Raw genomic sequence first — 23,061 nt, 5'->3', positions numbered from 1 at the left:
GGCATCGCCTCCGTCGTCGCGTCTCGGCGGGCATCGTCGTCGCCGTGACCCTGCTGACCGTGTTCATGGTGCCGCGCGGCTTCAAGGTGACGGGCGGCCACTGACGGCCGCCCCGTCCCCCCGCCCACCGTCCGGGCGCAGGAACGGAAGTGACGCCGCCGAGTCCCGCCGCACCGCCGCGTGCACCGCCAGCAGCACCCCCGCCGTACCCGTCCCCAGGTCCATCGACAGCCTCAGCAGCCCCTCCGTGGGGAACGCCAGCTCGCCCTGGAAGCGCACCGCGTGCAGCCCGAGCCCGCGCAACTGGGTCCGCACCGGTGCCCCGCGGCCGCCCAGGTGCGTCAGGGCGTACAGCAGCCCGGCGTGCCCGTCCAGCAGGCCGGACGACAGGAGCAGCTCCGTGCCGAGGCTGTCGCGGACGCGGTCCCGCAGCCGCGCGAGACGCGGGTCCTCCCGGTGCCGGAGGTATTCGTGCAGGACGACGCCGACGCCCGCGCCGCCCCCGCCGAGCGTGGGGAGCCACCGCTGTCCGTCCCGCACCCCCACGTACCGTTCCCCGCTCACCCCGCACCGGGCGACGTCGCGCGCCAGCGCGCGTTCCGCGTGGCGCAGCAGCGCGCTCTCGCCGGTCGCGGCGAAGAGGCGCACGAACAACAGCGCCGGTCCCGACCAGCCCCGCAGCAGGCCCACGCCGCCGGCCGGCGCCGGGCCGTCGTCGTCGAGCGCCGTGGCCAGGGCGCCGCCGAGCCGGGCCGCGGCCTCCACGTCACCGAAGCGCAGCAGGACCAGGGCGATGCCGGCGAGCCCCCCGAAAAGCCCCGGCCCGCAGCCCTTGAGGTCGAAGGAGGCCAGCCGGCCGAGGGTCTCGCGCGCCACCTCGGGGCGCCCCAGCTCGTCGAGCACGTACGCCACCCCCGCCAGCCCGTCGTAGAGCCCCGGCCGTGGCCAGCGGGTGCGCTCCACCGCGCGGGCGAGCCAGTCGACGTACCCCTCGAAACACGGACCGCCGTCCTGCCCGGTGCGCCGGAGGGCGTACAGCACCCCGGCCGCGCCGAACGCCAGGGCCGTCCCCTGGCCGTCGAACTGCCGCACGTCGCCCGGGAACAGGCGGTCGGCGCGCTCCGGCGTGGCGCTGCGCCGGATCGCCTCGCCCAGCGAGTCCAGCACCGCGTCCCAGCGGCAGGGCCCCGCGCCCGGCCCGTCCGGGCCGCCGTCCGGCCAGCCCGCCGCCGGCGGCGGGGGAGCGGCGACCGGCGGCGCCAGGCCCTTCCGCAGCCGGTCGCCGTAGCCCGGCGGCACCGGGAAGCGGTTCTCCACCAGCCGGATCAGCTGCTCGTGCTTGTGCGGATCGAAGCGCGTCAGCTCCGTCAGGGGGCAGAACACCGCCAGCCGCAGGCAGTCCAGGGCGTACGCGTCGACGGCCCGGCCCGAACGCGCCCACGGAGCCACGAAGCCCGCCGTGCCCAGCACGGGCGTGAAGCCCTCCCCCTCCTCGAAGGCCGTCTCGAAGTCGACGAGACAGACGCCGCCGTCCGGCCGCACCAGCACGTTGCCGGGGTGGAGGTCCCCGAAGACCACCCCCCGGCCGTGCAGCGACGCGACGGCCGCCTCGATCCGCTCCAGGACGGCGCACGCCCACCGGGCGTACTCGGCCGCCTCCCCCTCCCCGGCGCCGGGCCGGAACAGCGGATGGCGCCGGGCGATCGCCTCGTGCAGCCGTTCCCCCTCCACGAACTCCTCGACCAGGAAGTGGTGCTCCCAGTGCCGGGTGCGGGCGATCACCTCCGGCACGCAGCGCAGCCCCCGGAGCCGTTCGAGCACGGCGTGTTCACGGGTCAGCCGCGCCACCGCGTCCATGCCGTTGTCGTCCACACCGGCGTACGGGCGGGCCTCGCGGAGCACCACCCGCCGGCCGGTGCGGCGGTCCGTCGCCCGGTAGACGCCCCCGCCGTTGGAGAAGTGCAGCGCCTTCTCCACGGTGAAGGGCAGCCCGCCGGAGCCGTCCGCCCGGGCGGCCCGGATCCGCTGGTCGACGAAGCCCGGCACCCGCGCCCACGGCGGCACCCTGAAGACCGGTCCGCGCACGTCGGGCACCGGCTCGCCGTCAGGGCGCACGACGGCGGGCACGTACTCGCCGTCGCGCGCGAAGCAGTACCGCGGCGAGAACCCGCCGTACCGCAGGTACAACGGGCCCTCGTCCCAGCGCAGATCGCTGAGGATGTAGGGCCCCTTGACTCCGCGCAGCAGCGACGACAGCTCCTTGAGCGTGCGCTCCAGCGCCTCCTCGCCGCGCGGGTAGATCGTCACGAGCTTGCCGCCGGCCGACCGGGGCGCCCGCTTGCTGTTGACCAGGGCCAGCAGGGCGCGGCTGCGCAGGAACTTGAAGCTGACGCCCCGCTCGACGCAGTACTCCCACACGGTGTCGACCACCCGGGCGGCCTCCTCGGCCGTGGCCGACGCGTGGACCTTCCAGCCCTGGGCGGGCAGCCGCACGCCCCGCCGCCGCAGCGCCACCCAGCCGCCGCGCTCCGCCCGCCGCCAGCCCGGCGGTGCCGGCTGGCCGCTCCGGGCGAACCGGCTCGCCGTGTCCTCGATCCGGTCCGGCGCGTCCACGAAGAGGGGGTCGGCGACGAGGTGGCCTTGAGCGAGCACTGTCTCTCCTTCGCGTTGCCGCCCGTGCGGTCGACGGCGCGGCTCAGACCTGCCCGAGGGTGCTGTGGTAGCTGTTGCTACACGGCCACTGGGCGGGGGGCTCCTCCTCCAACTCCTGCAGTTCCAGGATCTCCGACACGTCGCTCACCTCCCCTCCGGGGCGGGACGGCGACCGGCCGCGCCTTGTCGAGGAAGGGAAGGACCGGTCCGGTCCGCTCGAACGCGGCACCGAGCGCGAGCAGCACGCCCGCCGCCCCGGTCGCCAGGTCCGAGGAGAGCCGCAACATGCGGAAGCCGGGGAAGACGAGATGCCCCCGGTAGGTCTGGGCGTACCAGCCCAGGCGGCGGACCTGCCGCAGCACAGCCGGCCCGTCCGGCCCCTCGCCGAGCGCCGCGAGGACGGCGACGGCTCCGGCGCGGCCCCGCAGCAGGCCCGCGTTGCGCACGTACACCGGATCGCAGGAGCGCCGCAGTGCGGCCAGCAGCTTCGTGCGGGCCGGGTCGGGGCGGTGGACGAGGAGTTCCCGCAGGACGAGCGCGCACCCCGCGCCGCCGCCCTGGAGATAGGGCTGGTGGGTGGTGCCGTCGAACAGGGCGACGGTCTGGTCCGGGAGCGTGACGAGCCGGGCGAGGTCGTGGGCCAGCGCACGGTCGGCCCGCTCCAGCCAGCGGGCCTCACCGGTCCGTTCGTACCACCGCAGGAAGAGCAGGGCGACGCCGGTGGCGCCGTGCAGCAGGCCGTACGGCGCCGGGTCGCCGGGCCCGGCCGCCGGCGGGCCGTCCTCCAGGAGGCGGACCAGGGCGCCGGTCAGCCGCAGCGCGCGGTCGTACAGGCCCGTGTCCCGGGTCAGGGACGCGAAGCGCAGCAGGGTCAGGGCCACGCCAGCCGCACCCCCGTACAGGTCGGCGCGGACCAGCCGGTCCTCCTGCGCCCGGCAGCGGTCCAGGAGGGCCAGGGCCTCCTGGCGCCGGCCGAGTTCGTCGAGGACGAGCGCGACCCCGTGCAGGCCGTCGTAGAGGCCCGGCCGCGGCCCGGGGTCCGCGGTGGCCGCCGTCACCAGCCAGGTCACGTAGGGCGCGGGGACCGGTGCGCCCACCCGGTGCAGGGCGTGGAGGACCCCGGCCGCGCCGTGGGCGAACGCGGGGCCGCCGAGGGCCCGCCGGCCAAAGGGCGTGCCGGGGAAGAGCCGGTCCGGACGGTCCGGCGTGGCGCAGGCGTGGATGCCGCGCACCAGCGCGTCGCGGAGGGCGGGCCAGTGGGGCCGCTCCGCCGCGAACAGGGCGCCGCCTCCGTCCTCCTCGGCCACCCGGCCGGGCGGCCGCAGCCCCCGCAGCAGGGCGGCGCCGAAGCCGGGGGGCAGCGGGTAGTGCCGCTGCACCTCCGCGGTGAGGGTGCGCAGCTGCGCCGGGCCGCGGTGGGGGACGGGCAGGAAGAGCCACAGGCGCAGCCGGTCGAGGAGCCACCGCGTGGCGTCCGCGCCCGTGCGGCCCGCCGGCACGGTGAAGCCGGCCTCGCCGACCGGTGACGGACGGTCGTCGGCCCGGTGCGTCGCCGAGTCGAGCCCGGTCAGGACGACCCGGCCGTCGGGCCGCAGCAGGACGCGCTCGGGGTGGAGTTCCCCCAGGCGCAGCCCCTCGCGCCAGAGGGCGATCAGGGCCTGCTCGACCCGGCGCAGGACGCCCAGCGCCCAGTGCGCGTACGCGCCCGACTCGCGCGCGGCCCGCCCGGGGGACGTCAGAGGGAAGGCGAGGGCCGCGGCGGCCTGCAAGGAGGTGCCCTCGACGTACTCCCGGGCGAGGTAGTGGTGTTCGCCGTACCTGCGGTGATCGGTGAGCCGGGGGACGCAGTCCAGGCCCGCCAGCCGTTCCAGCGCCCCGCGCTCCCGCGCCAGCCGGGCCACGGCGTCCTCGCCCCAGCGGTCGACGCCGGCGTGCGGCCGGGCCTCCCGGAGCACCACGCGTCCTGCGCCGCGCGGACCGGCCGCGAGGTAGGTGCCGCCCCCGGGGCGCAGCCGCAGGGCCCGCTCGACGCGGTAGGGGAAGTGCCCGGCCGGCTTCGCGTGGAGCGCCCGGAGGTCGGGGCGCAGGGCGTGGGGGAGGGGCAGCCAGTCCGGCACGGTGAACACCGCTCGTCGCCCGTGGGGTTCGGCCGTGCCGTCCGGCCGCCTCAGGGGGCGCCCGCCGGTGGCGGCGTACTCCGTGTACAGCGGGCCGTCGCCGTGGCGCAGGGCGCCCAGGACGTACGGCCCGGGCAGCCCCGCGAGCAGCGCGCCCAGTCCGCGCAGGGCCTGGACCAGTGCCGCCTCGTCGGCGGGCCGGACCGTGATGAGCCGGCCGGCGGCCAGCCGGTCGCCGTGTTCGCCGGCGGTTTCACGGGCCGTGCCGGGGCTGCGGACGAAGTCGAAGGCGAGGCCGTGCCCGGTGCAGTGGTCCCAGACGGTTTCGACGGCCCGGGCCAGGTGCGGCAGCGTGACGGAGACGTGGACCCGCCAGCCCTGCGCGGGAGGCGCGGCGCCGGCCGGCCGCAGGGCGACCCGCCAGCCGGACTCGTCGCGCTCCCAGCCCCGAGGGGGCCGCCGGAGCGCGGCGGGGAACCTGTCGTGGTCGTCCGGGTAGCGCTCGGGGAGCTCGTAGAAGTCGGGATCGGCCAGGCAGAAGCGGTCGTAGTCCTTGAGCGTCAGCACGGCGCGTCCCTTTCGGGGCGAGGACTCGGCGGTGAGCGGGGCGGCAACCGGGAGGCGGCGGCGCGGCGGGGGCGGTCACAGGGCCAGTGCGGTGAATTCCGGTGGATTCGTGCGGACCGAACGGCGCTCGATGCGCGAGCGGACTTCCTGGGAGCCGAAGTGATAATCCATGCGGCGCACGGCTTCCGCCCAGTCCTGCATCGTCCGCACCGCTGAAAGCGTCTCGACGACGAACGGGTCCCGTAGCCGGGAAACGCCCCGGTACCAGAGGTCCAGGGGCGACTCCTGAAGGATGTTCCCCACCGTTCCTTCGTAGACGGGCAGCGCCCGGACGTCACCATCCGGTTCGATCTGCATCACCAGTGTGTCGACGCCACTGGCGAACCGGTCCGGTCGCATGACGAGATTCTGGTTGTCGGTGGTGAAGACCCGTACGCCCGCCGGGGCCAGCTCCTGGAGCCGGGCGCGTCGGTGCTCACTCGTGAGGTCGGCCACCTGCTCGTCGTCGAGGAGCTCGAAGCGGCCGAATTCCGGGCGGCTGGCCAGTCCTTCGGGCACGGCGGCGTTGAACGTGAGGGTGCGCAATTCCGGAAACCGGGGGGCGATCGCCGTGCAGAATTCCTCCAACTGGGGGAAATTGCTGCGGATGACCACGCAGTCGATGCCGAACCACAGCGGCGAGCGCTTCTGGTGACGGCGCTCCCGGGCGACGCCGTCGAGCAGCGTGAGGGCGCTCAGCGCCCGGTCGAAGGCGCCCCGCCGGCCCCGGATCCGGTCGTGGACCTGCGCCGTCGCCCCGTCGAGGCTGACGATGACCTCGTCGAACACCGTGGCGAGTCCGGTGGCCATCCACGGTTCCATGACCCAGCCGCTGGTGTAGACGGCCGTCTTCACCCCGGCCCGCGAGAGCCGCCCGGCCACCTCGAAAATCCCCTTGACGACCAGGGGTTCGCCGCCCGAAAGCGCGACCACCCGCGGATTCAGCGTGATCAGCGCGTCGGCGACCCGCAGCATGTCCTCGTGGCTCAATTGCCGCGGCGCCCGCCGGCCCGATTCCGAATAGCAGTGCGAGCAGCGCAACGGACAGGCGTAGGTGGTGTCCCAGACGACCACCTCGGGACCGGAAGACGCACTCATGGTTCCCTTTCGGCTTTCCTTGGATCGCACAGTCGACCGTCACGCGGCGGAGTGGGGCGGGGCAAATGGCGGACAATCCCGAGTCTGCCGGGCCCGGGCCGCCGCGAACACCCCGGAATCCTCCGATCGGTTTGGGGGTTTTCCGCTATACCGGCCCGTCCGGCATCATCTGGACTGCTGCCGGGGAAGCCCCCGATAATGTCGCGCGTGAGGGCTAGTGGCCGGCCGATACTGATCGCTGCGTTCTTCGGCGGGCTGTGCCTGCTCTGGGCGGCGACCACCGGAGCGTTTCTGCTGCGGAACAACACCGTGACCCTGCCGTGGATCCTCGGCTCGGTCCTGCCCTGTTACTGCGCCGGCCTGTTCGCCTGGTGGCACGCACCGGCCAGCCCCGTCGCCCGCCGGCTGCTGCTGATCGGCGTCGCCCTGGCGGTGAGCATCGGCATCCGCTACACCTCGGCGCTGCTGACCGCGCGCTACGGCTGGGACCTGGACGTCCCCGAGGACGGCCTGCCGTCGCTGGAGGCGTCCCTCGTCGTCCTCCCGGCCGAGTGGGACAACCTGACGGTCAGCGTCCTCGTCGCCCACCTGCTGGCCCTGCTGCCCGACGGCCGGTACCGATTCCCCGGCGAACGCCTCGCCCTGCGCTCCCTGTGGGCCCTGCTGGCCCTGCCGCTCGCGCTTCCGATGGCGGGCGTGCCCACCCGGATCGTGGAGTACGCGGTCTTCTACTACCCGGAGGCGTGGCTGCCGGGGCTGGGTGCCACGCTGCTGGTCGTCCGCTGCCTGCGGGCCCGGGCGGCCGGCCGGCGGGACGTCGCCGCCCTGCTGCCGGTCGCGGTCGCGGCGGCCGTGCTCTTCCTGGGCCGGGCCTCCTCCCGGCTGTTCCGCACCTGGCACGGCGAGCACGGCGTCCTCTACCTCATCGGTTCGGTCCTCGGAGCGCTGCCGTACGTCCTGATCTCGCTGTCCGTCGTCTACGCCGCCTTCCGCTACCGTCTCCTGGGCGTCGACATCGTCATCCGCCGCTCGGTGGTCTACGGCACGCTGTGGCTGATCATCAGCGGCTGGTACCTGGGCATGGCGATGACCCTGGGGCTGACGGCCGGTCAGTACTTCCCCATCGGGCTGTCCGTGCTCGTCACGGTCACCGCCACGGTCCTGTTCCAGCCGCTGCGGGCCCGGCTCAACCTGCTCGCCGAGCGCCACGTCTTCGGCAGACGCCTCAGCAGCTTCGAGCTGATCGTCCAGTTCGGCAGCGCCCTGGAGCACGCCTACGACCTCGACCGGCTCGCCCCCCAGCTGGCCGCGGGCCTCCAGGAGGGCCTGGGCCTGAGCTGGGTGCGGGTGAGGCTGGGCGGCGCCGGCGACCTGCCCGTCCACCTCGGCACGGCCGGCGGGACGCCCCCCGGCGGACGGCCGCACGGCACCGCGGGCGGCATCCCGCTCTGGTACGGCAACGACATCCTCGGCCTCATCGAGTACGGCCCCAAGGCCGGCGGCCGCTTCACCCCGGAGGACCACGACGTGGTGGAGACCCTCGCCCGGCAGGCCGCGCTCGCCGTGCACAACGCCCGCCTCGCCGCCGAGCTGTCCACACGGGTCGACGAGGTGCAGCGTCAGGCCGGGGAGCTCGACGCCTCGCGCGCCCGCATCGTGCACGCCCAGGACAGCGAGCGGCGCCGCATCGAACGGCGCCTCCACGACGGCATCCAGCAGGACCTCGTCGCCCTGGTCGCCAAGCTCAGGCTCGCCCGCAACCGGCTCAGCCGCGGCGGTGACGTCGACTCCGTCCTCTCCGAGGTCCAGGACGACGCCTACCGCGTCATCGACGAGCTGCGCGAGGTCGCCCACGGCATCCACCCCCCGGTCCTCACCGACCAGGGCCTGGTGGCCGCCGTCACCTCGCGGGCCCGCCGGATGCCGATCCCCGTGACCGTGCACATCGAGGAGTCCCTGGACCGGGTGCGCTTCGCCCTCGACATCGAGGAGTCGGCCTTCTACCTGATCTCCGAGGCGCTGACCAACGTCCTCAAGCACGCCGACGCCACGCACGTGACGATCCGCATATCGCGCGCCCACGGCTGGCTGCTGGTGGAGGTCGGCGACGACGGCGTCGGCTTCCCCACCGACACCACCCGCGGGTCGGGACTGACCGGGATGCGCGACAGGATCGAGGCGGTCGGCGGGGACCTGCTGATCACCAGCCGGGCGGGTGCCGGCACCGTCATCCGTTCCAGACTGGCCGAGCGTGTGCGGGAGGAGATCAGTGACTGAACGACCGATGCGCGTCGTCATCGCCGAGGACCACTATCTGGTGCGCGAGGGCACCCGCCGGCTGCTGGAGGACACCGGACACGTCACCGTCGTCGCGGCCGTGGGCGACGCCACCGAGCTCCTCGAAGCCGTCGGGGAACTGCGTCCCGAAGCCGTCATCGCGGACATCCGCATGCCGCCCAGTCACCACACCGAGGGGATCGCCGCGGCCCACGCCATCCGGGTGGGCCACCCGGGCATCGGCGTCGTGATGCTCTCCCAGCACGCCGACGAGAACTACGCCTTCGACCTCTTCCAGCGCGGCACCGACGGCCTGGCCTACCTGCTCAAGGAACGCATCGGCGAGCTCGACGAGCTGCTGCGGGCCCTGCGCGAGGTCGCCGCCGGGCGCTCCGTCGTCGACCCGCGCATCGTCGAGGTGCTGATGGGCAGCCACACCCGCGCCGCGGACGCGCCCCTGGCCGGGCTGACGCGCCGGGAGCTGGACGTGCTGCGGCACATGGCGGAGGGGAAGACGAACCGGGCGATCGCGGCGGAGCTCGTCCTGTCGGAGTCCACGATCGAGAAGCACGTCAACTCGACGTTCGCGAAGCTGGGCCTCGCCGAGGAACCGCAGCTGCACCGGCGCGTGAGCGCGGTGCTCGCGTACCTGCGGCACGCGCCGCGCGGGGCGGGGTGAGGGGCCCGCCCTACTCCCGCACGTCCTCCCACGTGATCACCGGGCTTCCGGCCCGCAGACTGAAGTCCATCGCAGGGTCCCGCACCGGCCACTTCAGCCGCAGCCAGCTGGGGATCGTGGCCGGAATTCCATCGTCCGCCGCCAGGTGCCAGAACGTGTTCGAGTCCTGCCGGGCGAAGTACGGGCAGAAGAACGAGATCACCAGGGTCACCCGGCGGCCCCTGGTGACCGGCGTCACCGCGTGGAAGATCCGGCTGCCGTGCAGGAACAGCGCCGTGCCCCGCTCCCCGCACGGAGCCTCGCGGATCCGGGGGTCGTCCTCCCGGACGCCCGGGAACTCGTCCGTACGGCCCTGGAAGTACAGGAAGCGGCCGCCGTCGTAGTCCTCGTAGCCGTTGAGCTGGATCGTCAGCACGTAGTCCATGCCGTCGCGGTGCCAGCGCACGATCTCGGGGCGGCCCCGGCCCTCGAAGTAGTTGATCTGGGCGGTGGGGATGCGCAGCGGGTGCGGGATGAGCGGGACGCCGGCCAGCCGGGAGCAGGCCAGGAGGAAGTCCCGGTCGCGGATCATGTTGTTGATGAACGCCGACATCAGATCGGCGCTGCGCAGCCGCCTGGTCGCGATGAACCGGCTGCTGCCGGCGGACGGTTCGAGCCGGTCGCAGACCTCGGCGAGGCAGTCCAGCCCCTCCGGCGTCAGGATCCGCAGCGGGCCCACGAGCGCGGTGTCGTCGACGGTGCCGTGGGCGTGGTTGAGCTCGTGGGAGCCGTAGCCGAACTCCTCCAGGGAGGTCCGCGGCCCGGCCGCGTCGCGCCGCACGAACTCGCGGCGCCAGCGCGGCTCGCCGGGCAGCCCGGTGGCGCGCCGCGGCTTCCTGCCGCGCAGGGCGTGGAGGACCTGGTCGAATCCGGTGGCCGTCCTCGGGAGGTTGAGGACGGGGGATCTGCCGCGTGTGGTGCGGGCCGTCGTCATGCGCTCATTGCAACGCCGGGCACCCGGTCCGGCAAGAGAGCGTTCGCGCCATGGCCGCTCACCGGGCCGGCCGGGGCACGGGCCAGGGGTAGCGCACACCGGTCAGGTCCTCGGACAGCTCCCACAGGCCGCGGGCCAGAGCGGAGTCGGCGGTGAGCAGGGGCGGCTCCACCGGCCCGGGGGCGCCGCGCTCCTCGAAGCGGCCGGTGGGCCCGTAGAACCCGCCCGGTACGACGCCGGGGGCGGTGGCGGCGTACAGGGGCGTCCAGGCTGCCCGCTCCACGGGCTGGCCGACGAAGCGTTCCAGCGTCAGCCTGGCCAGGGTCCGCACGGGCCGGGAGGCGTACCGCTGCAGCCCGGTCAGACTGCTGCCCGGGTGGACGGCCACGCTGGTCAGGGCGGCGCCCACGACGTCGGCACGGCGCTGGAGCTCCCGGGCGAACAGCACGTTGGCGAGCTTGGACTTGGCGTAGGCGGCCATGGGCCGGTACTTGTGGGTGCTCTGGGGGTCGGACAGCTCGGCGATCGGGCTGCGGGAGAGGGCGGCGCTGACGGTGACCACCCGGGGGGCCGGGGCCCGCAGGAGCAGGGGCAGCAGGCGGCCCGTGAGGGCGTAGTGGCCCAGGTGGTTGACGCCGAAGGTCAGCTCGAAGCCGTCCTCGGTGGTGCGGCGCTCCGGGACGCCCATGACCCCCGCGTTGTTGACCAGCAGGTCGACGGGGTGCCCCGCGTCCGCCAGGCGCCGGGCGAAGCCGGCGACGGACTCCAGGTCGGCCAGGTCCAGCACCTCGGGGCGCACCCGGGCGCCGGGCACCTCGCCGGTCAGCCGTACGGCGGCGGCCCGGACCCGCTCCGCGTCCCGGCCGGTCAGCAGGACCTCGGCCCCGGCCGCGGCCAGCGCCCGTACGGTGGCGTAGCCGATGCCGCCGTTGGCGCCGGTGACGACGGCGGACCGGCCGTCCTGGCCCGGCATGTCCTCGGGTGTCCAGCTGGCGTGCACATGGCTCCTCGGCGGCCGGTCGGCGGCGGGCGTCCGTATTGTGCGACGCCCGACGGGCCGTCACGGGTGAGGCGCGCCCGTGGGCGGCTCGCGCACCCCCCGGCCCGCGTCCGCCACGTCGTGCGCGACCTGCCGGGCCTGCCGGACGACGTTGCGCAGGTGGTTGGAGAAGGGGACGCGCGGGTGCGTGCCGACGCCGGCCACCCAGACGGGCTCGGGCGGGGCCCCCGGCCACTGCCGTACCCGCAGGTCGGCCTCCAGCCGGTCCACCGCCGTGGCCCCCTCGGGCGGCCCGGTCAGGTGGAGCGTACGGCCGTCGGGGGAGTGGTGGAGGACGGGCAGCTCGAAGCCGGTGGCGTTGACGACGTGGTCGAAGCGGTCCGGGGCCCCCGAGCCCGGCCAGGACACCCGCCACGCGCCGTCCGCGAAGGCGACCGTGTGCGGGTAGGAGCCGGCCAGGGCGAGCGCCCCGGTGGCGAAGTGGGCGAGCAGCCGGCGGGCGTTGACGACCGTCATCGCCGTCACGTAGCGGGCGGTGAACCAGTCGAAGCGTGCCAGCAGGCCGGCGCGACGCTCGGCCGTGAGGCCGGGGCCGAGCGCGATGGCGGCCTCCATGACCGCCATGACGACGCCGCTCCACGCGCAGGCGCCCGCCTCCACCAGCGCCGTCTCCTCCCGCAGCCGCCGCACGGGGTCGGTCGCCCGGGAGGTCTGCCGGCGCAGCGGCCGGTCGTCCAGGAGCCGGACCGCCTCCACGACGCGGCGCGTCAGCCGCTCCGCCAGCAGGGGGTCGGCCGGGTCGAGCGCGGCGACGGCGCGGACGGGCGGCAGGTCGCCCGCGGGCGCCCCCAGCGACACCCGCACCGCGGGCAGCCGGCCGGAGGGCGAGGTCATCGTGGCCCGGTGGCCGTCGCGGCACAGCAGCAGCGCCGCGTCGACGGCGGACTGCCGCGTGCCGAGGACCAGCACCCGGCTGTCCGGCCGCACCTCCCGGCGGAGCCGCGCGGCCGGATAGGGACCGTCGAGGTACCGGGGGTGGCGCGTGAACTCCGCGAAGCCGGCCGGCACGCGCGGCCGGTGGACCCCGGTGCAGAGCACGACGTCGTCGGCCGGCAGCTCCCGGCCGGTGCTCAGCCGCAGCAGCCGGCGGCCGTCGCCGGCGGTGCCGACGGACTCGGCCGTGGCCCGAGCGTGCCGCACCTCGACGCCCAGCGCCGTGGCGGCCGCGCGGGCCTCGGCGTAGCGGTCGTGGCAGTACTCGGCCATGCGGGCCCGGGGGACGCAGTCGCGCGGATCGCCCGCCCAGCCGCGTCCGCGCAGATAGCCGACGAAGTCCGCGGGCCGGTCGGCCAGGAGGGAGTTGACCTCGGCGGCGCTGTTGCACAGCAGCAGAGTGTCGCTGTCCCCGAACGCCAGTCCCCAGCCGACCGGGTGCGGGTCGACCAGCGTGACCGCCCGGACCGGACGGTCCCTGAGGCGCCCGAGCGCCTGGATCAGGTGCAGGAACACGCTGGTGCCGGCGACGCCCGCCCCGACGACGGCCACCTCCCGCCCCGGCCTGCGCATGGGCTCGGCGAACTCCATGGGCGCCTCCCTTCCGTACCCCACTCTGCCCAGCGGCCCGCGCCCCGACGCGCCGCCCGGTTCAGCGCTCGGCGATTCCGCTGAGAGCGTGCGGCGCTCCCCGAAACGGCCGTCGGCGTGCAAGGTCGAGGCATGAGACTGCTGATTCTCGGTGGAACGGAATTCGTCGGACGGGCCGTCACGGAAGAGGCCCTGGCCAGGGACTGGGACGTGACGGTCTTCCATCGCGGCCGGCACGGGGCGCCGCCGGGCGCGGCCGAGCTGCTGGGGGACCGCACGGCCGAGGGCGGCCTCGCCGCCCTCGCGCGGGGCGAGTGGGACGTCGTCGTCGACACCTGGTCGGCCGCCCCCACGGCCGTACGGGACACGGCCCGGCTGCTGGCCGGACGGGCCGGGCACTACGCCTACGTCTCCACCGCCTCGGTGTACGCCTATCCGCCCCCAGAGCGGCTCTCCGAGGCGAGCCCGGTGGTCGACGGCTCACCCGACGCGGAGGCGCGTGACTACGCCCGGGACAAGCGGGGCGGCGAACTGGCCGCGCTCGACGCCTTCGGCGACCGGGCGCTGCTGTTGCGCGCCGGACTGATCCTCGGGCCGTACGAGAACATCGGGCGGCTGCCGTGGTGGCTGCTGCGCATCGCCCGCGGCGGCCCGGTCCTCGCGCCCGGCCCGCGTGACCTGGCCCTTCAGTACATCGACGCCCGCGACCTCGCCGCCTGGACGCTGAGCGCCGCCGAACGCGGGCTCGGCGGCCCGTACAACCTCGTCAGTCCCTCCGGTCACGCGACCATGGGCGGCCTGCTGGAGGCGTGCCGCCGCGCCACCGGCTCGGACGCGGAGCTGCGCTGGACGGACCCCGGGCGCATCATCGCGGCCGGGGTCGAGCCGTGGACCCAGCTGCCGGTGTGGATGCCACCGGGGGAGATGCACGACGCGTTCCACCGCGGCGACGTCGCGAAGGCGGTCTCCGCGGGCCTGCGCTGCCGGCCCGTCGAGGACACGGTGACCGACACCTGGAACTGGCTGTGCGACCTGGGCGGGGTGGCCCCGCAGCGCCCGGACCGGCCCCCGGTCGGCCTGGACGCGGAGACGGAGGCGAAGCTGCTGCGGGGTGAATGAGCCCCTCGGGGCCCCGGACGGGCCGGCCTGAGGTCAGCCCGTCCGCCAGGGGCCGCGCACCCATCCCGTCGTGTCGTAGTCGGCCATGCACTCGTGCGCGAACGCCTCGTACGACGAGACCGCCCCGCGCCGCGTGGCCCACTTCAGCGCGTCCAGCCGCACCTGCTCGCCGTTGCCCGAGTAGTTGCGCTCGTACAGCTCGTGCCGGCCGCCGAACTCCGTGCCGATCGCGTCCCAGATCAGTTTGAACAGCTTGATCCGGTCCAGCGCGGTGACGTCCGACCCCCGGTAGAAGCGGTCGATCAGCGGACGCAGCTCGGGGTGGTCGAGGTCCCGGGCGCTGGAGGGCACCACCAGGGGCGCGCCCCCGAGGGTGGTCTCGAAGATCTCGTGCACCCGGTTCCAGACCTGGGCGTTGTACATCCGCATGGCCGAGGCGTACTCCAGCTTCGGCAGCACGATGCCGTCGGTGCCCGGCTCGGGGTCGGTGGCCATGGCGGTGGTGAGCCCCCACACCATGTCGCGCAGGGTGACCAGCTCGCCGACCGCCGCCTGCACGCCCCGGAAGGCGTCGGTGCCGTTGGCGCGGGTGCCCAGCGACAGCAGCCCGGCCATCAGCTCCAGCTTCACGCTCAGGCGGACGCCCGACTGGAAGTTGTAGAGGTTGGCGAAGCCGGAGCGGGCGTAGAAGCCGGTGGACCGCTCGACGTCCCGGTGGACGAGGACGTCCTCCCAGGGGATCAGGGCCCGGTCCAGCACCAGCACGGCGTCGTTCTCGTCGAAGCGCCCGGACAGCGGCGCGTCGAAGGGGGCGCGGTCCGGCCGTGCGTAGGGGGTGCGGCAGATCAGCTTCACGCCCGGGTTGTCCATCCGGGCGAAGAACACCACGGCGAAGTCCTCTCCCCGGCCGGGAGTGAGCGCCGCGGAGGCCACGGGTGCGACGAAGCTCGCGTTGGTGATGGCCGAGCCGGTGGCGAGCATCTTCGCGCCGGAGACCACGATGCCCGCGTCGGTCTCCTTCTCGACGTGCACGAAGACATCGCGCATGTCGTGGACGGCCTGTTTGCGGTCGGTCGGCGGGTTGATGATCACATGGTTGAGGTAGAGCCCCCGGCCGGCGAACTCCTTGTACCAGCGCACGGCGTTGGGCGCGAACTCGCCGTAGAAGCCGGCGTTCGCCGCCAGCCCCGACATGAAGGCGGCCTTGTAGTCGGGGGTGCGTCCCAGGAAGCCGTATCCCATCCGGGACCAGGCGGCGACGGCCTCGCGCGCCGCCAGCAGGTCGCCGGACGAGCGGGCGGGCTTGAAGAAGTGGTGGGTGCGCAGGCCGAAGTCGTCGGTGCCGGTGAGCACGTCACGGGTCTCCGGCGCGTGCAGGGCGTCGTAGAGCCGTGCGACCGACAGCGCGGAGTTGGCGAACGCCGGGTGCTCGGTGACGTCCTTGACGCGCTCGCCGTCGACGTACACCGCGCGGCCGTCGCGCAGGCTCTCCAGGTACTCCTCGCCCGTCATGAGCGACGGGGAGCCGGTGCGCCCGCTCATCGGACCAGCGCCGTGTTCTTCAGCGGCGGGGTGCCGAGCACGTGGACGCGCCGCAGGTGGCGCGGGGAGCGGCTGGTGAACGCCTCCCGCCCGTGCAGCAGCGTGTAGTTGTCGGCGACCACCATGTCCCCGGTCCGCCACTCGTGGGCGTACAGGTGGCGCGGGTCGTACAGCGCCGCCCGGAGGGTGCTGTGGAACTCGGGCAGCAGTTCCTCGGGCACGCCCGTGAACTCCAGGTCGGGGTGGTTGAGGAACTCCTCGTCCGGCGGCACCGGCTCGTTGTAGCGGATGACCGGGAAGCCGTCGGGGTGGGTGGTCACCACAGGGGAGACGCACTCGCCGGCGTACACCTGCGCGACCTCGCGCCGGTACCGGCCGGTGACCCGCTCCCACAGCGCCCGCTGTGCCGGGTCGGCCTCCCGGAGCACGGCGGCGGTCTGCGAGAAGGTGGTCCGCCCGCCGTCGCCCTCACCGGGCGCGCTGACGCAGTGGAACACCTGGAACTGGGCTATCTGCTCCCGGTACATGCTGTCCCAGTGCAGGGGGACGTAGCGGTGGTCGAAGATGTGGTCGTCGGGCTCGTCGTGCTCGACCAGCTCCAGCACGGCCCCGTACGGCCACATGCCGAGCTCTCCCCAGCGGGCGCTGTACTCGGCCAGCTCCTCGGCGCCGCCGGGGCTGGCGAAGCCGCGCAGCAGCAGGAGGTGGTGGCTGCGGACCAGTTCGCGCAGGCCCTCGACGGGCAGTTCGGTGACGGGGGCGCCCGGCGTGGCGGCGTCGACGCGGACGCCGAACGGCTCCATCGGGGTGCAGGGATGGCCGGCTGTGCGGGCGTCGTCCTGGGTCGTGCTCATGGGAGGCGGGGTCCTTCGGTGAGGTGGGTCGCGGATCTCGTCCGGGTGCGCGGGGCGGCGGGTCAGGCGGCGAGCGCGGCGCGCAGCGCGTAGTGGCTCGGGCGGCCGCCCTCGCGGACCAGTTCGGCGCCGCGCGCCTCGGCCTCCTCGCGCTTGACGAGGACGAAGCCGCCGGCCCCGGTGTCCAGCGCCACGCTGTGCCAGGGCGTCAGCCAGTTGTCGGCCGTCTCCACCAGGTGGATGCCGAGCTTGTCCGCCCCGCAGGGCTGCGGGTGGATCGACAGCCGTACGGCGCCGGGGAACTGGTCGGCCAGCAGGTCGCCCCACGCCTTGCTGCGCTGGATGACGATGTAGGCGCGGGCGCGGGCGTCCCGCTGGAGGGCGGCCCGGCTGCCGGTGTAGCCGGGGGTGTTCCCGTCCTCGAACAGGAACCGGGTGATCGCCCGGTACAGCGCGGTCTCCTCGCCCGCCCGGACCCGCTTGCGCAGCTGTTCGAGGGGCTCGGCGTACCGCTCGGTCAGCACCTCCCGCATGCGGTCGTGGCCGAGACCGGCCAGTTCGGGCAGGTCCTCCAGGTTGAACAGGCCCAGGCCCGAGGGGCGCGGCAGCGCGTCGATCAGCGTCTGCATCTCGCGCTGGTACGCCGTGATGTGCTCGTCGGGGATGCCGACGGCGTCGCTGAAGACGCGCCCGTCGGAGCAGATGAGGATCTCGGCGCCCGGCGCGTACACCTCCCGGATGCGGCCGGTCAGGCCGCTGAGGAAGTCGAGCGCGAGGCGCTCCGCCATGTCGGGCAGCACGCCCAGCACCTTGGCGGTGTTGGGGGACTTGCCGGGGAACGCCGGCAGCACCATGCGGACGGGCTCGCCCGCGGCGACGTACCGCTCGACCCGGTGGAGGTGGGCGTCCCGGCAGGCGGGGCAGGGCGTGTGCGCGCAGTCGCCCGTCCGCTGCCCCTTGCGCTGGTGACGCAGGATCAGCTCCATGACTCGACGTGCGATGCGCGGGACGTCGGAGTCCGCCATCGGTGCCCTCCCCGGTCGTGCTGTTCGACGATGTGCTCGCCGCCGACCCTCACACTTATTGGAAGTTTCAAGTAATCCCATTCGATCATAGGATCGACCTATGGACCTGGAAGTTCGCCACCTGAAAGTGGTCTGTGCGATCGCCGACGCCGGCAGCATCACCAAGGCGGCCGCCGCGCTGGGCGCCTCGCAGCCCACCTTGACCGCCCAGCTGCGGCGGATCGAACGACTGCTGGGCGGGGCCCTGTTCGTCCGGTCCCGCAAGGGCGCCTCGCCCACGGCGCTGGGCGAGTTCGTGCTCGCCCGGGCGCGCTCGGTGCTGCCGTCGATCGAGTCGATCCAGCGCGAGTCCGCGCTGCACACCGGCTCCACGCAGGCCCGCCGCCCGCTGCGCTACGTGGCCACCCCCGGCCCGCTCGCCGTCGGCCTGGTGCGGGAGCTCCAGGAGCTCTTCCCCGGCGCGCTGCCCACGCTGCGCACCGAGGCGAACATGTCCACCGCCGCCGGCCTCGTGGCCAGCGGCCAGCAGGACCTGGCGGCGGTGGTGGAGTACGTGCGCTCCTTCGCGCCGGGGCTGCCCTCCGGGCTGCGGTCGGCGACGGTCGCGGTCGAGCCGGTCTTCGTCCTCCTGCCCGCCACCCATCCGCTGGCCGGGCGGGCGGCCGTGGGTCTGGCGGAGCTGGCCGACGTCGAGTGGACGCTCCCGGCCAGCCTGGGGAACGGACTGTTCGAGTCCTTCAGCGCGGCGTGCGCCGAGGCCGGCTTCACGGCGACGGTGCGGCACGAGGCGGAGGCGGCGGCGGCCCGCGAACTCATCGCGGACGGGCAGGCGGTGGGGCTGGGCCAGGCCACGTTCCGCGGCACCCCCGGGGTCGTCCCGCGCCCGCTGGAGGGCATGCCGTTGCGCGTGCGGCACCTGCTGCTGTGGCACGGCGAGGGCGCGCTCGCCGCCCACGCGCCGGCCGTCGCCGCGCGTGCCGAACGCGTCTACGCGGCCGCGGTGCGGCGCAGCCCGCACTACCTCGACTGGCTGGCCGACCACCCGGTACCCGCGGCGTGACGGGGTGAACGGCGGCCCCGGCGCGGCGTTCGGCGGGCCCCTCCGGCCGCCGTGAGCGGGACCCGGCCGGGCCCGCCCTGCCCCCGGGCGGCTCTCAGCGCTCCCGGCGGACCACCAGCAGGGCCGCGTCGTCCGCCAGCCCGCCACCCGTGTACGCCCGCAGGTCGGCCACGATCCGGGCGGCCAGGGGGTCGGGGGCCAGGTCCGGCATCCCGGCCAGCCGCTCGGCCAGCGGGTAGAAGCGTCCGGACGCGTCCCGCGCCTCCGTCACGCCGTCCGTGTAGAGGACGAGCTGATCGCCCGGCGCGAAGGAGAAGCGCCGGCGGTGGTACGGGCCGCCGACCAGGCACCGCAGGGCCAGCGGAGGGTCGGGTACCGGCGATTCCAGTTCGGTGACCTCCCCGCGCCGCCTCAGCAGGGGCGGTAGGTGGCCGCAGTTGACCAGCTCGCCGGCGTCGCCGGCCCCCGGCATCGCGACCACGACCGCCGTCACGAACTCCTCGCGCACCCGGCGCCGCGCCACCGTGGCGTCGAGGCGGCGGGCCACCGCCGTCAGGTCGGACTCCACCTGGGCGGCCTCCCGGAAGGTGCCCAGCACGTCGGAGGCGGTCTCGATCGCGGACAGGCCCTTGCCCCGTACGTCGCCCATGAGCAGGCGGACCCCGAACGGTGTCGCCAGCACCTCGTACAGGTCGCCGCCCACCCGTGCCTCGGCGGCGGCCGCCTGGTAGCGGACGGCGACCCGGAAGCCGTTGATCCGTTCGGACAGGGGGCGCAGCAGCGTGCGCTGGGCCGCTTCGGCGACCGAGCGCGACTGCAGCAGCTCGCGCTCGCGGGTCGCGACGAGGATGACGTTGGCGGTGCTGACGCAGGTGATGGCCAGGACGGTGGCTCCGGCCGTCAGGTGGACGGGGAGGGCCACGTCCGGGTCGGCGAGGGCCAGCGGGGCGACGATCGCGAGGGCCAGCAGGCCGGCCAGCAGCGGGACGCGGGCGCGCCGCGTGCCGATGCTGGCCAGGACGGGGGTCGTGGCGAGGACGGGGGAGAAGGTCAGGGTGGGGTTCGTCGCCAGGTCCGTCACGACCGCGACGCCCAGCAGCGCGTAGGCGGCCACGACGAGCGAGCGGGCCGCGCGGGGGAGCGGGGGCGTGCCGGGCGGGGCGCCGGGGCCGGGGTCGCGCTTCATGATTGCTCCCCACCCTAGGGGCGGGGGTCCGGGCCGCAAGCGGGCCGGCCGCGCGGCGTCGGCCGCGTCACCGGCGCGGAGGCGGCAGGCTTGACTCAAGGGTCCTGCGCGCCGCGATCTGGCATGGCATAACCTGTCGTATGCCCCTAAAAAAGGACATTACTCCATAAAGGTGATCGCCGTCGCCTTCGGCGGTGCCGTCGCCGCCCCCGAACCATCATGGCCACTGTGAGCGGCAAGGTGGAGACGCGCGACGTCCTGATCGTCGTGTACGACGGAGTGCAATTGCTGGACGTCGCGGGGCCTTTGGACGTCTTCGACCGGGCCGGGCGCGAGGCGGACGCCGGATACCGGGTGCGGCTGGCCTCGGTCGGCGGCTGGGACGTGGCGACCTCCGCCGGGGCGGCCCTGGGCGTCTCGGCCGATCTGGCCCGGGTCCGCAAGCCCCCGGACACCCTCGTGGTGGCCGGCGGTCACGGCTACGCCGCCGCGGCCGGCGACCCCGACCTGGTCCGGCACGTGCGCCGGCTGTCGGCGGGTGCCCGGCGCACCGGGTCGGTGTGCACCGGGGCCTTCGTCCTGGCCGAGGCGGGACTGCTCGACGGACGCCGGGCCACCACCCACTGGGCGTACTGCACCGAACTGGCCGCCGGCTACCCCGCCGTCTCCGTGGAGCCGGACGCCATCTTCGTCCGCGACGGCACCGTGGTGACCTCCGCGGGGGTGACCGCCGGCATCGACCTGACGCTGTCCCTGCTGGAGGACGACTGCGGCCCGGAGGTCGCCCGGGCCGTGGCCAAGTTCCTGGTCGTCTTCATGAAGCGGCCCGGCGGCCAGTCCCAGTTCGGCAGCCGGGCCAGGAACGAGACGCTGCGCGGCGGCGCCCTGCGCGACCTCGTCGACGCCATCGACGGCGACCCCTCGGGCGACCTGTCGGTCCCCGCGCTGGCGGCGCGCCTGGGCATGAGCAGGCGGCACTTCAGCCGGCTGTTCACCCAGGAGGTGGGCGTGAGCCCGGGGGCCTACGTCGAACGGGCGCGGGTGGCCGTGGCCCGCTCGCTGCTGGAGGGCTCCGCCGACGGGGTCGACGCGATCGCCGCGCGGTGCGGCTTCAACACCGTCGAGACCATGAGGCGCGCGTTCGTACGGGAGACCGGGGTCTCGCCGGCCGCCTACCGCGACCGGTTCCGCAGGGACTGACCGCCCGCCGCGGCGGGGCGGCGCCCCGTCACTCCGTGCCGGGGACCTTCCTCGTGGTGACGGCGATCCGGTTCCAGGCGTTGATCGTGAAGATCAGCGCGATCAGGTGGGCCAGCTCCTCCTCCCCGAAGTGCCGGGCGGCCCGCTCGTACACCTCGTCGGGAACGAAACCGTCGGTCAGGACGGTCACGGCCTCGGTCAGCGCGAGCGCCGCCTGCTCCTTCTCCGTGTAGAGCCCGGCCTCCCGCCAGGCGCCGAGCAGGTGTATCCGCTCCTCCCGCTCACCGGCCTCGCGGGCGTCCCGGGTGTGCATGTCCAGGCAGTACGCACAGTGGTTGATCTGCGAGGCGCGGATCTGGACGAGCCCGACGAGGACCGGGTCGAGGGCGGCTGTCGCGGCCGCGTCCAGGGCGATCATGGCCTTGAAGACCTTGGGGGCGGACTTCGTGAAGTTCATGCGCGGGGCGCGTTCAGTCGTGGTCACGAGGAAGACCCTAGGTGCCGAAAAGCCCACCCCCATGGTGCAATTCCCCGATGGAACCGATGGTCAATCAGGGGGACGGGCCGCACGGCGGCATACGGGGCGGGGGCGCCGCCGAGGGGCTGGGCGGCGACCTCCACCTGGAGCTGTCCGACGGCCCCGGCGGCCGTCGCGGCGCGCTGATCCGGGCCCTGCGCGACGCCGTCCGCACCGGCCGGCTGGCCCCCGGCACCCGGCTGCCGCCCTACCGTTCGCTCGCCGCCGACCTGGGGCTCGCCCGCAACACCGTCGCCGAGGCCTACGCCGAACTCGTCGCCGAGGGGTGGCTCACGGCCCGTCAGGGCTCCGGAACCCGCGTCGCCGCACGCGCCGAACCCCCGCGCCCCGTCCGCCCGCCCGGCACCCTCACCCCGCCCCTGCCCCGGCGACCCCGCTACGACCTGGTGCAGGGCGCCCCGGACGCCGCCTCCTTCCCCCGCGCCGCCTGGCTCGCCTCCACCCGCCGGGCCCTGACCGCGGCGCCCAACGAGGCCTTCGGCCCCGGCGACCCGCGCGGCCGCCCCGAACTGCGCCGCGCCGTCGCCGACTACCTGACCCGCGCCCGCGGCGTGCGGGCCGAACCGGACCGCGTCGTCATCTGCCCCGGGTTCGCAGGCGCCCTGCGCCTGCTGGGCCGCGTCCTCAGCGGAACGATCGCCGTGGAGTCCTACGGACTGGGCTTCCACCGCTCCCTCCTGGCCGACGCCGGGCTCGGCACCGTCGTCCTGCCGATCGACGAACACGGGGCGCGGGTGGAGGAGCTGGCGGCGACCGGGGCCGGCGCGGTGCTGCTGACGCCCGCCCACCAGTTCCCCACGGGCGGGTCGCTGCACGCCGAGCGCCGCGCCGCCGTCGTCGACTGGGCCCGCGCCACCGGAGGGCTGGTCCTGGAGGACGACTACGACGGCGAGTTCCGTTACGACCGCCAGCCCGTGGGCGCCGTCCAGGGCCTCGACCCGGAACGCGTCGTCTATGTGGGTTCCGTCAGCAAGAGCCTCTCGCCGGCGCTGCGCGTGGGCTGGATGGTCCTGCCGGCCCACCTGGTCGACGCCGTCCTCGCCGCCAAGGGCGAGCGCGAGTCCTGGACGAGCGCCCTGGACCAGCTCGCGCTCGCCGACTTCATCGCCTGCGGCTCGTACGACCGTCACGTGCGCCGGATGCGCCGCCACTACCGGCGCCGGCGCGACCGGCTGCTCACCGTCCTCGCCGAGCGCGCGCCGCACGTGAGGGTCACCGGCATCGCGGCGGGTCTGCACGCGGTGCTCGAACTGCCGCCCGGCACCGAGCGGACCGTGGTGCAGGGCGCGGCCTGGCAGGGGCTCGCGGTCGAGGCGCTCGGTCCCTACCGGCACGGGGAGGCCACCGGGGTGCCGGGCGACGGCCTGGTCGTGGGGTACGGAACCCCGCCCGAGCACGCCTTCTCCGGGGCGCTCGACGCCCTCTGCCAGGCGCTGCCACCGGCGCGTTAGCCGGCTGCGGGACCGGAACGCGCCCGGACCGGGATCTCCCTCGACGAGTACCGGACGGCCGTCTCCGTCCTGGAGCGCATGACCGACAACCTGGAACCCG

17 protein-coding genes are annotated in these 23,061 nt (G+C 74.8%); 6 read left to right on the top strand and 11 right to left on the bottom strand.

What is annotated here, in order from left to right:
* Positions 1–81: 81 nt before the first annotated feature.
* From lanKC (CYQ11_RS02960) to CYQ11_RS02950, 3 genes are all read right to left on the bottom strand, one after another.
* Complete coding sequence (gene lanKC / locus CYQ11_RS02960) at positions 82–2,652, bottom strand: class III lanthionine synthetase LanKC (RefSeq protein ID WP_099198944.1); 2,571 nt, start codon at positions 2,650–2,652, stop codon at positions 82–84.
* 77 nt (positions 2,653–2,729) lie between these two features.
* Positions 2,730–5,336, bottom strand: a complete 2,607-nt coding sequence (lanKC, locus tag CYQ11_RS02955) for a class III lanthionine synthetase LanKC (RefSeq protein WP_099198943.1) — start codon at positions 5,334–5,336, stop codon at positions 2,730–2,732.
* Positions 5,337–5,411: 75 nt separating this feature from the next.
* Positions 5,412–6,473, bottom strand: a complete 1,062-nt coding sequence (locus tag CYQ11_RS02950) for a radical SAM protein (RefSeq protein ID WP_099198942.1) — start codon at positions 6,471–6,473, stop codon at positions 5,412–5,414.
* A gap of 207 nt (positions 6,474–6,680) precedes the next feature.
* Between CYQ11_RS02950 and CYQ11_RS02945 the strand changes: the two genes are divergently transcribed.
* Entirely contained in the window at positions 6,681–8,750 is a 2,070-nt protein-coding gene (locus CYQ11_RS02945; protein ID WP_146104637.1) for a sensor histidine kinase, read from the top strand.
* 7 nt (positions 8,751–8,757) lie between these two features.
* Complete coding sequence (locus tag CYQ11_RS02940) at positions 8,758–9,429, top strand: response regulator (RefSeq protein WP_099198940.1); 672 nt, start codon at positions 8,758–8,760, stop codon at positions 9,427–9,429.
* Positions 9,430–9,439: 10 nt separating this feature from the next.
* On the opposite strand, the gene CYQ11_RS02935 is transcribed toward CYQ11_RS02940, so the two are convergent.
* From CYQ11_RS02935 to CYQ11_RS02925, 3 genes are read right to left on the bottom strand one after another with little or no spacing between them, the layout of a single operon-like run.
* Positions 9,440–10,402 (bottom strand): 2OG-Fe(II) oxygenase, encoded by a 963-nt coding sequence (locus tag CYQ11_RS02935; RefSeq protein ID WP_099198939.1) that lies wholly within the window; start codon positions 10,400–10,402, stop codon positions 9,440–9,442.
* A gap of 58 nt (positions 10,403–10,460) precedes the next feature.
* Positions 10,461–11,402 (bottom strand): oxidoreductase, encoded by a 942-nt coding sequence (locus CYQ11_RS02930; RefSeq protein ID WP_240003361.1) that lies wholly within the window; start codon positions 11,400–11,402, stop codon positions 10,461–10,463.
* A gap of 60 nt (positions 11,403–11,462) precedes the next feature.
* On the bottom strand, positions 11,463–12,986 hold the full coding sequence (locus tag CYQ11_RS02925; RefSeq protein WP_181143552.1) for an FAD/NAD(P)-binding protein: 1,524 nt from the start codon (positions 12,984–12,986) through the stop codon (positions 11,463–11,465).
* Between the two features lie 132 nt (positions 12,987–13,118).
* On the opposite strand from CYQ11_RS02925, the gene CYQ11_RS02920 reads away from it, so the two are divergent.
* Positions 13,119–14,105 (top strand): NAD-dependent epimerase/dehydratase family protein, encoded by a 987-nt coding sequence (locus CYQ11_RS02920; protein WP_099199045.1) that lies wholly within the window; start codon positions 13,119–13,121, stop codon positions 14,103–14,105.
* A gap of 33 nt (positions 14,106–14,138) precedes the next feature.
* Here CYQ11_RS02920 and CYQ11_RS02915 read toward each other — a convergent pair whose 3' ends face one another.
* The 3 genes from CYQ11_RS02915 to CYQ11_RS02905 all read right to left on the bottom strand — a co-directional run bounded on the left by CYQ11_RS02915 (position 14,139) and on the right by CYQ11_RS02905 (position 17,526).
* Positions 14,139–15,647: a 4-hydroxyphenylacetate 3-hydroxylase family protein gene (locus CYQ11_RS02915; protein WP_099198937.1), complete on the bottom strand. Its 1,509-nt coding sequence runs from the start codon at positions 15,645–15,647 to the stop codon at positions 14,139–14,141.
* Positions 15,644–16,501 (bottom strand): TauD/TfdA dioxygenase family protein, encoded by an 858-nt coding sequence (locus tag CYQ11_RS02910; RefSeq protein WP_205041796.1) that lies wholly within the window; start codon positions 16,499–16,501, stop codon positions 15,644–15,646. The genes CYQ11_RS02915 and CYQ11_RS02910 overlap by 4 nt, the downstream gene beginning before the upstream one ends.
* A 62-nt stretch (positions 16,502–16,563) precedes the next feature.
* Positions 16,564–17,526, bottom strand: a complete 963-nt coding sequence (locus CYQ11_RS02905; RefSeq protein WP_099198936.1) for an L-tyrosine/L-tryptophan isonitrile synthase family protein — start codon at positions 17,524–17,526, stop codon at positions 16,564–16,566.
* Between the two features lie 100 nt (positions 17,527–17,626).
* On the opposite strand from CYQ11_RS02905, the gene CYQ11_RS02900 reads away from it, so the two are divergent.
* Positions 17,627–18,586, top strand: a complete 960-nt coding sequence (locus CYQ11_RS02900) for a LysR family transcriptional regulator (protein ID WP_099198935.1) — start codon at positions 17,627–17,629, stop codon at positions 18,584–18,586.
* A 94-nt stretch (positions 18,587–18,680) separates the two neighbouring features.
* Here the strand turns inward: CYQ11_RS02900 and CYQ11_RS02895 are convergent, their stop codons facing one another.
* Positions 18,681–19,772: a PP2C family protein-serine/threonine phosphatase gene (locus tag CYQ11_RS02895; RefSeq protein WP_099198934.1), complete on the bottom strand. Its 1,092-nt coding sequence runs from the start codon at positions 19,770–19,772 to the stop codon at positions 18,681–18,683.
* A 240-nt stretch (positions 19,773–20,012) separates the two neighbouring features.
* Here CYQ11_RS02895 and CYQ11_RS02890 point away from each other — a divergent pair, with 240 nt between their 5' ends.
* Positions 20,013–20,972: a GlxA family transcriptional regulator gene (locus CYQ11_RS02890; protein ID WP_420894507.1), complete on the top strand. Its 960-nt coding sequence runs from the start codon at positions 20,013–20,015 to the stop codon at positions 20,970–20,972.
* A gap of 28 nt (positions 20,973–21,000) precedes the next feature.
* Here the strand turns inward: CYQ11_RS02890 and CYQ11_RS02885 are convergent, their stop codons facing one another.
* Positions 21,001–21,492, bottom strand: a complete 492-nt coding sequence (locus tag CYQ11_RS02885; protein WP_240003359.1) for a carboxymuconolactone decarboxylase family protein — start codon at positions 21,490–21,492, stop codon at positions 21,001–21,003.
* A gap of 23 nt (positions 21,493–21,515) precedes the next feature.
* Here CYQ11_RS02885 and pdxR point away from each other — a divergent pair, with 23 nt between their 5' ends.
* Positions 21,516–22,961, top strand: a complete 1,446-nt coding sequence (pdxR, locus tag CYQ11_RS02880; RefSeq protein ID WP_099198931.1) for a MocR-like pyridoxine biosynthesis transcription factor PdxR — start codon at positions 21,516–21,518, stop codon at positions 22,959–22,961.
* Positions 22,962–23,061: the final 100 nt, after the last annotated feature.

Origin of the sequence: Streptomyces cinnamoneus (assembly GCF_002939475.1) — a bacterium.
GTDB lineage: Bacteria > Actinomycetota > Actinomycetes > Streptomycetales > Streptomycetaceae > Streptomyces > Streptomyces cinnamoneus_A.
This window is presented reverse-complemented; position numbering and strand designations above follow the sequence as displayed.

What these genes read in the sequence shown, in the direction of transcription:
- CYQ11_RS02925 (WP_181143552.1), bottom strand. Translation starts at nt 12,986, where the DNA reads ATGGAGTTCGCCGAGCCCATGCGCAGGCCGGGGCGGGAGGTGGCCGTC.
- CYQ11_RS02935 (WP_099198939.1), bottom strand. Translation starts at nt 10,402, where the DNA reads ATGACGACGGCCCGCACCACACGCGGCAGATCCCCCGTCCTCAACCTC.
- CYQ11_RS02920 (WP_099199045.1), top strand. Translation starts at nt 13,119, where the DNA reads ATGAGACTGCTGATTCTCGGTGGAACGGAATTCGTCGGACGGGCCGTC.
- CYQ11_RS02950 (WP_099198942.1), bottom strand. Translation starts at nt 6,473, where the DNA reads ATGAGTGCGTCTTCCGGTCCCGAGGTGGTCGTCTGGGACACCACCTAC.
- CYQ11_RS02940 (WP_099198940.1), top strand. Translation starts at nt 8,758, where the DNA reads ATGCGCGTCGTCATCGCCGAGGACCACTATCTGGTGCGCGAGGGCACC.
- CYQ11_RS02910 (WP_205041796.1), bottom strand. Translation starts at nt 16,501, where the DNA reads ATGAGCACGACCCAGGACGACGCCCGCACAGCCGGCCATCCCTGCACC.
- CYQ11_RS02900 (WP_099198935.1), top strand. Translation starts at nt 17,627, where the DNA reads ATGGACCTGGAAGTTCGCCACCTGAAAGTGGTCTGTGCGATCGCCGAC.
- CYQ11_RS02895 (WP_099198934.1), bottom strand. Translation starts at nt 19,772, where the DNA reads ATGAAGCGCGACCCCGGCCCCGGCGCCCCGCCCGGCACGCCCCCGCTC.
- CYQ11_RS02905 (WP_099198936.1), bottom strand. Translation starts at nt 17,526, where the DNA reads ATGGCGGACTCCGACGTCCCGCGCATCGCACGTCGAGTCATGGAGCTG.
- CYQ11_RS02885 (WP_240003359.1), bottom strand. Translation starts at nt 21,492, where the DNA reads ATGGGGGTGGGCTTTTCGGCACCTAGGGTCTTCCTCGTGACCACGACT.
- pdxR (WP_099198931.1), top strand. Translation starts at nt 21,516, where the DNA reads ATGGTCAATCAGGGGGACGGGCCGCACGGCGGCATACGGGGCGGGGGC.
- CYQ11_RS02915 (WP_099198937.1), bottom strand. Translation starts at nt 15,647, where the DNA reads ATGAGCGGGCGCACCGGCTCCCCGTCGCTCATGACGGGCGAGGAGTAC.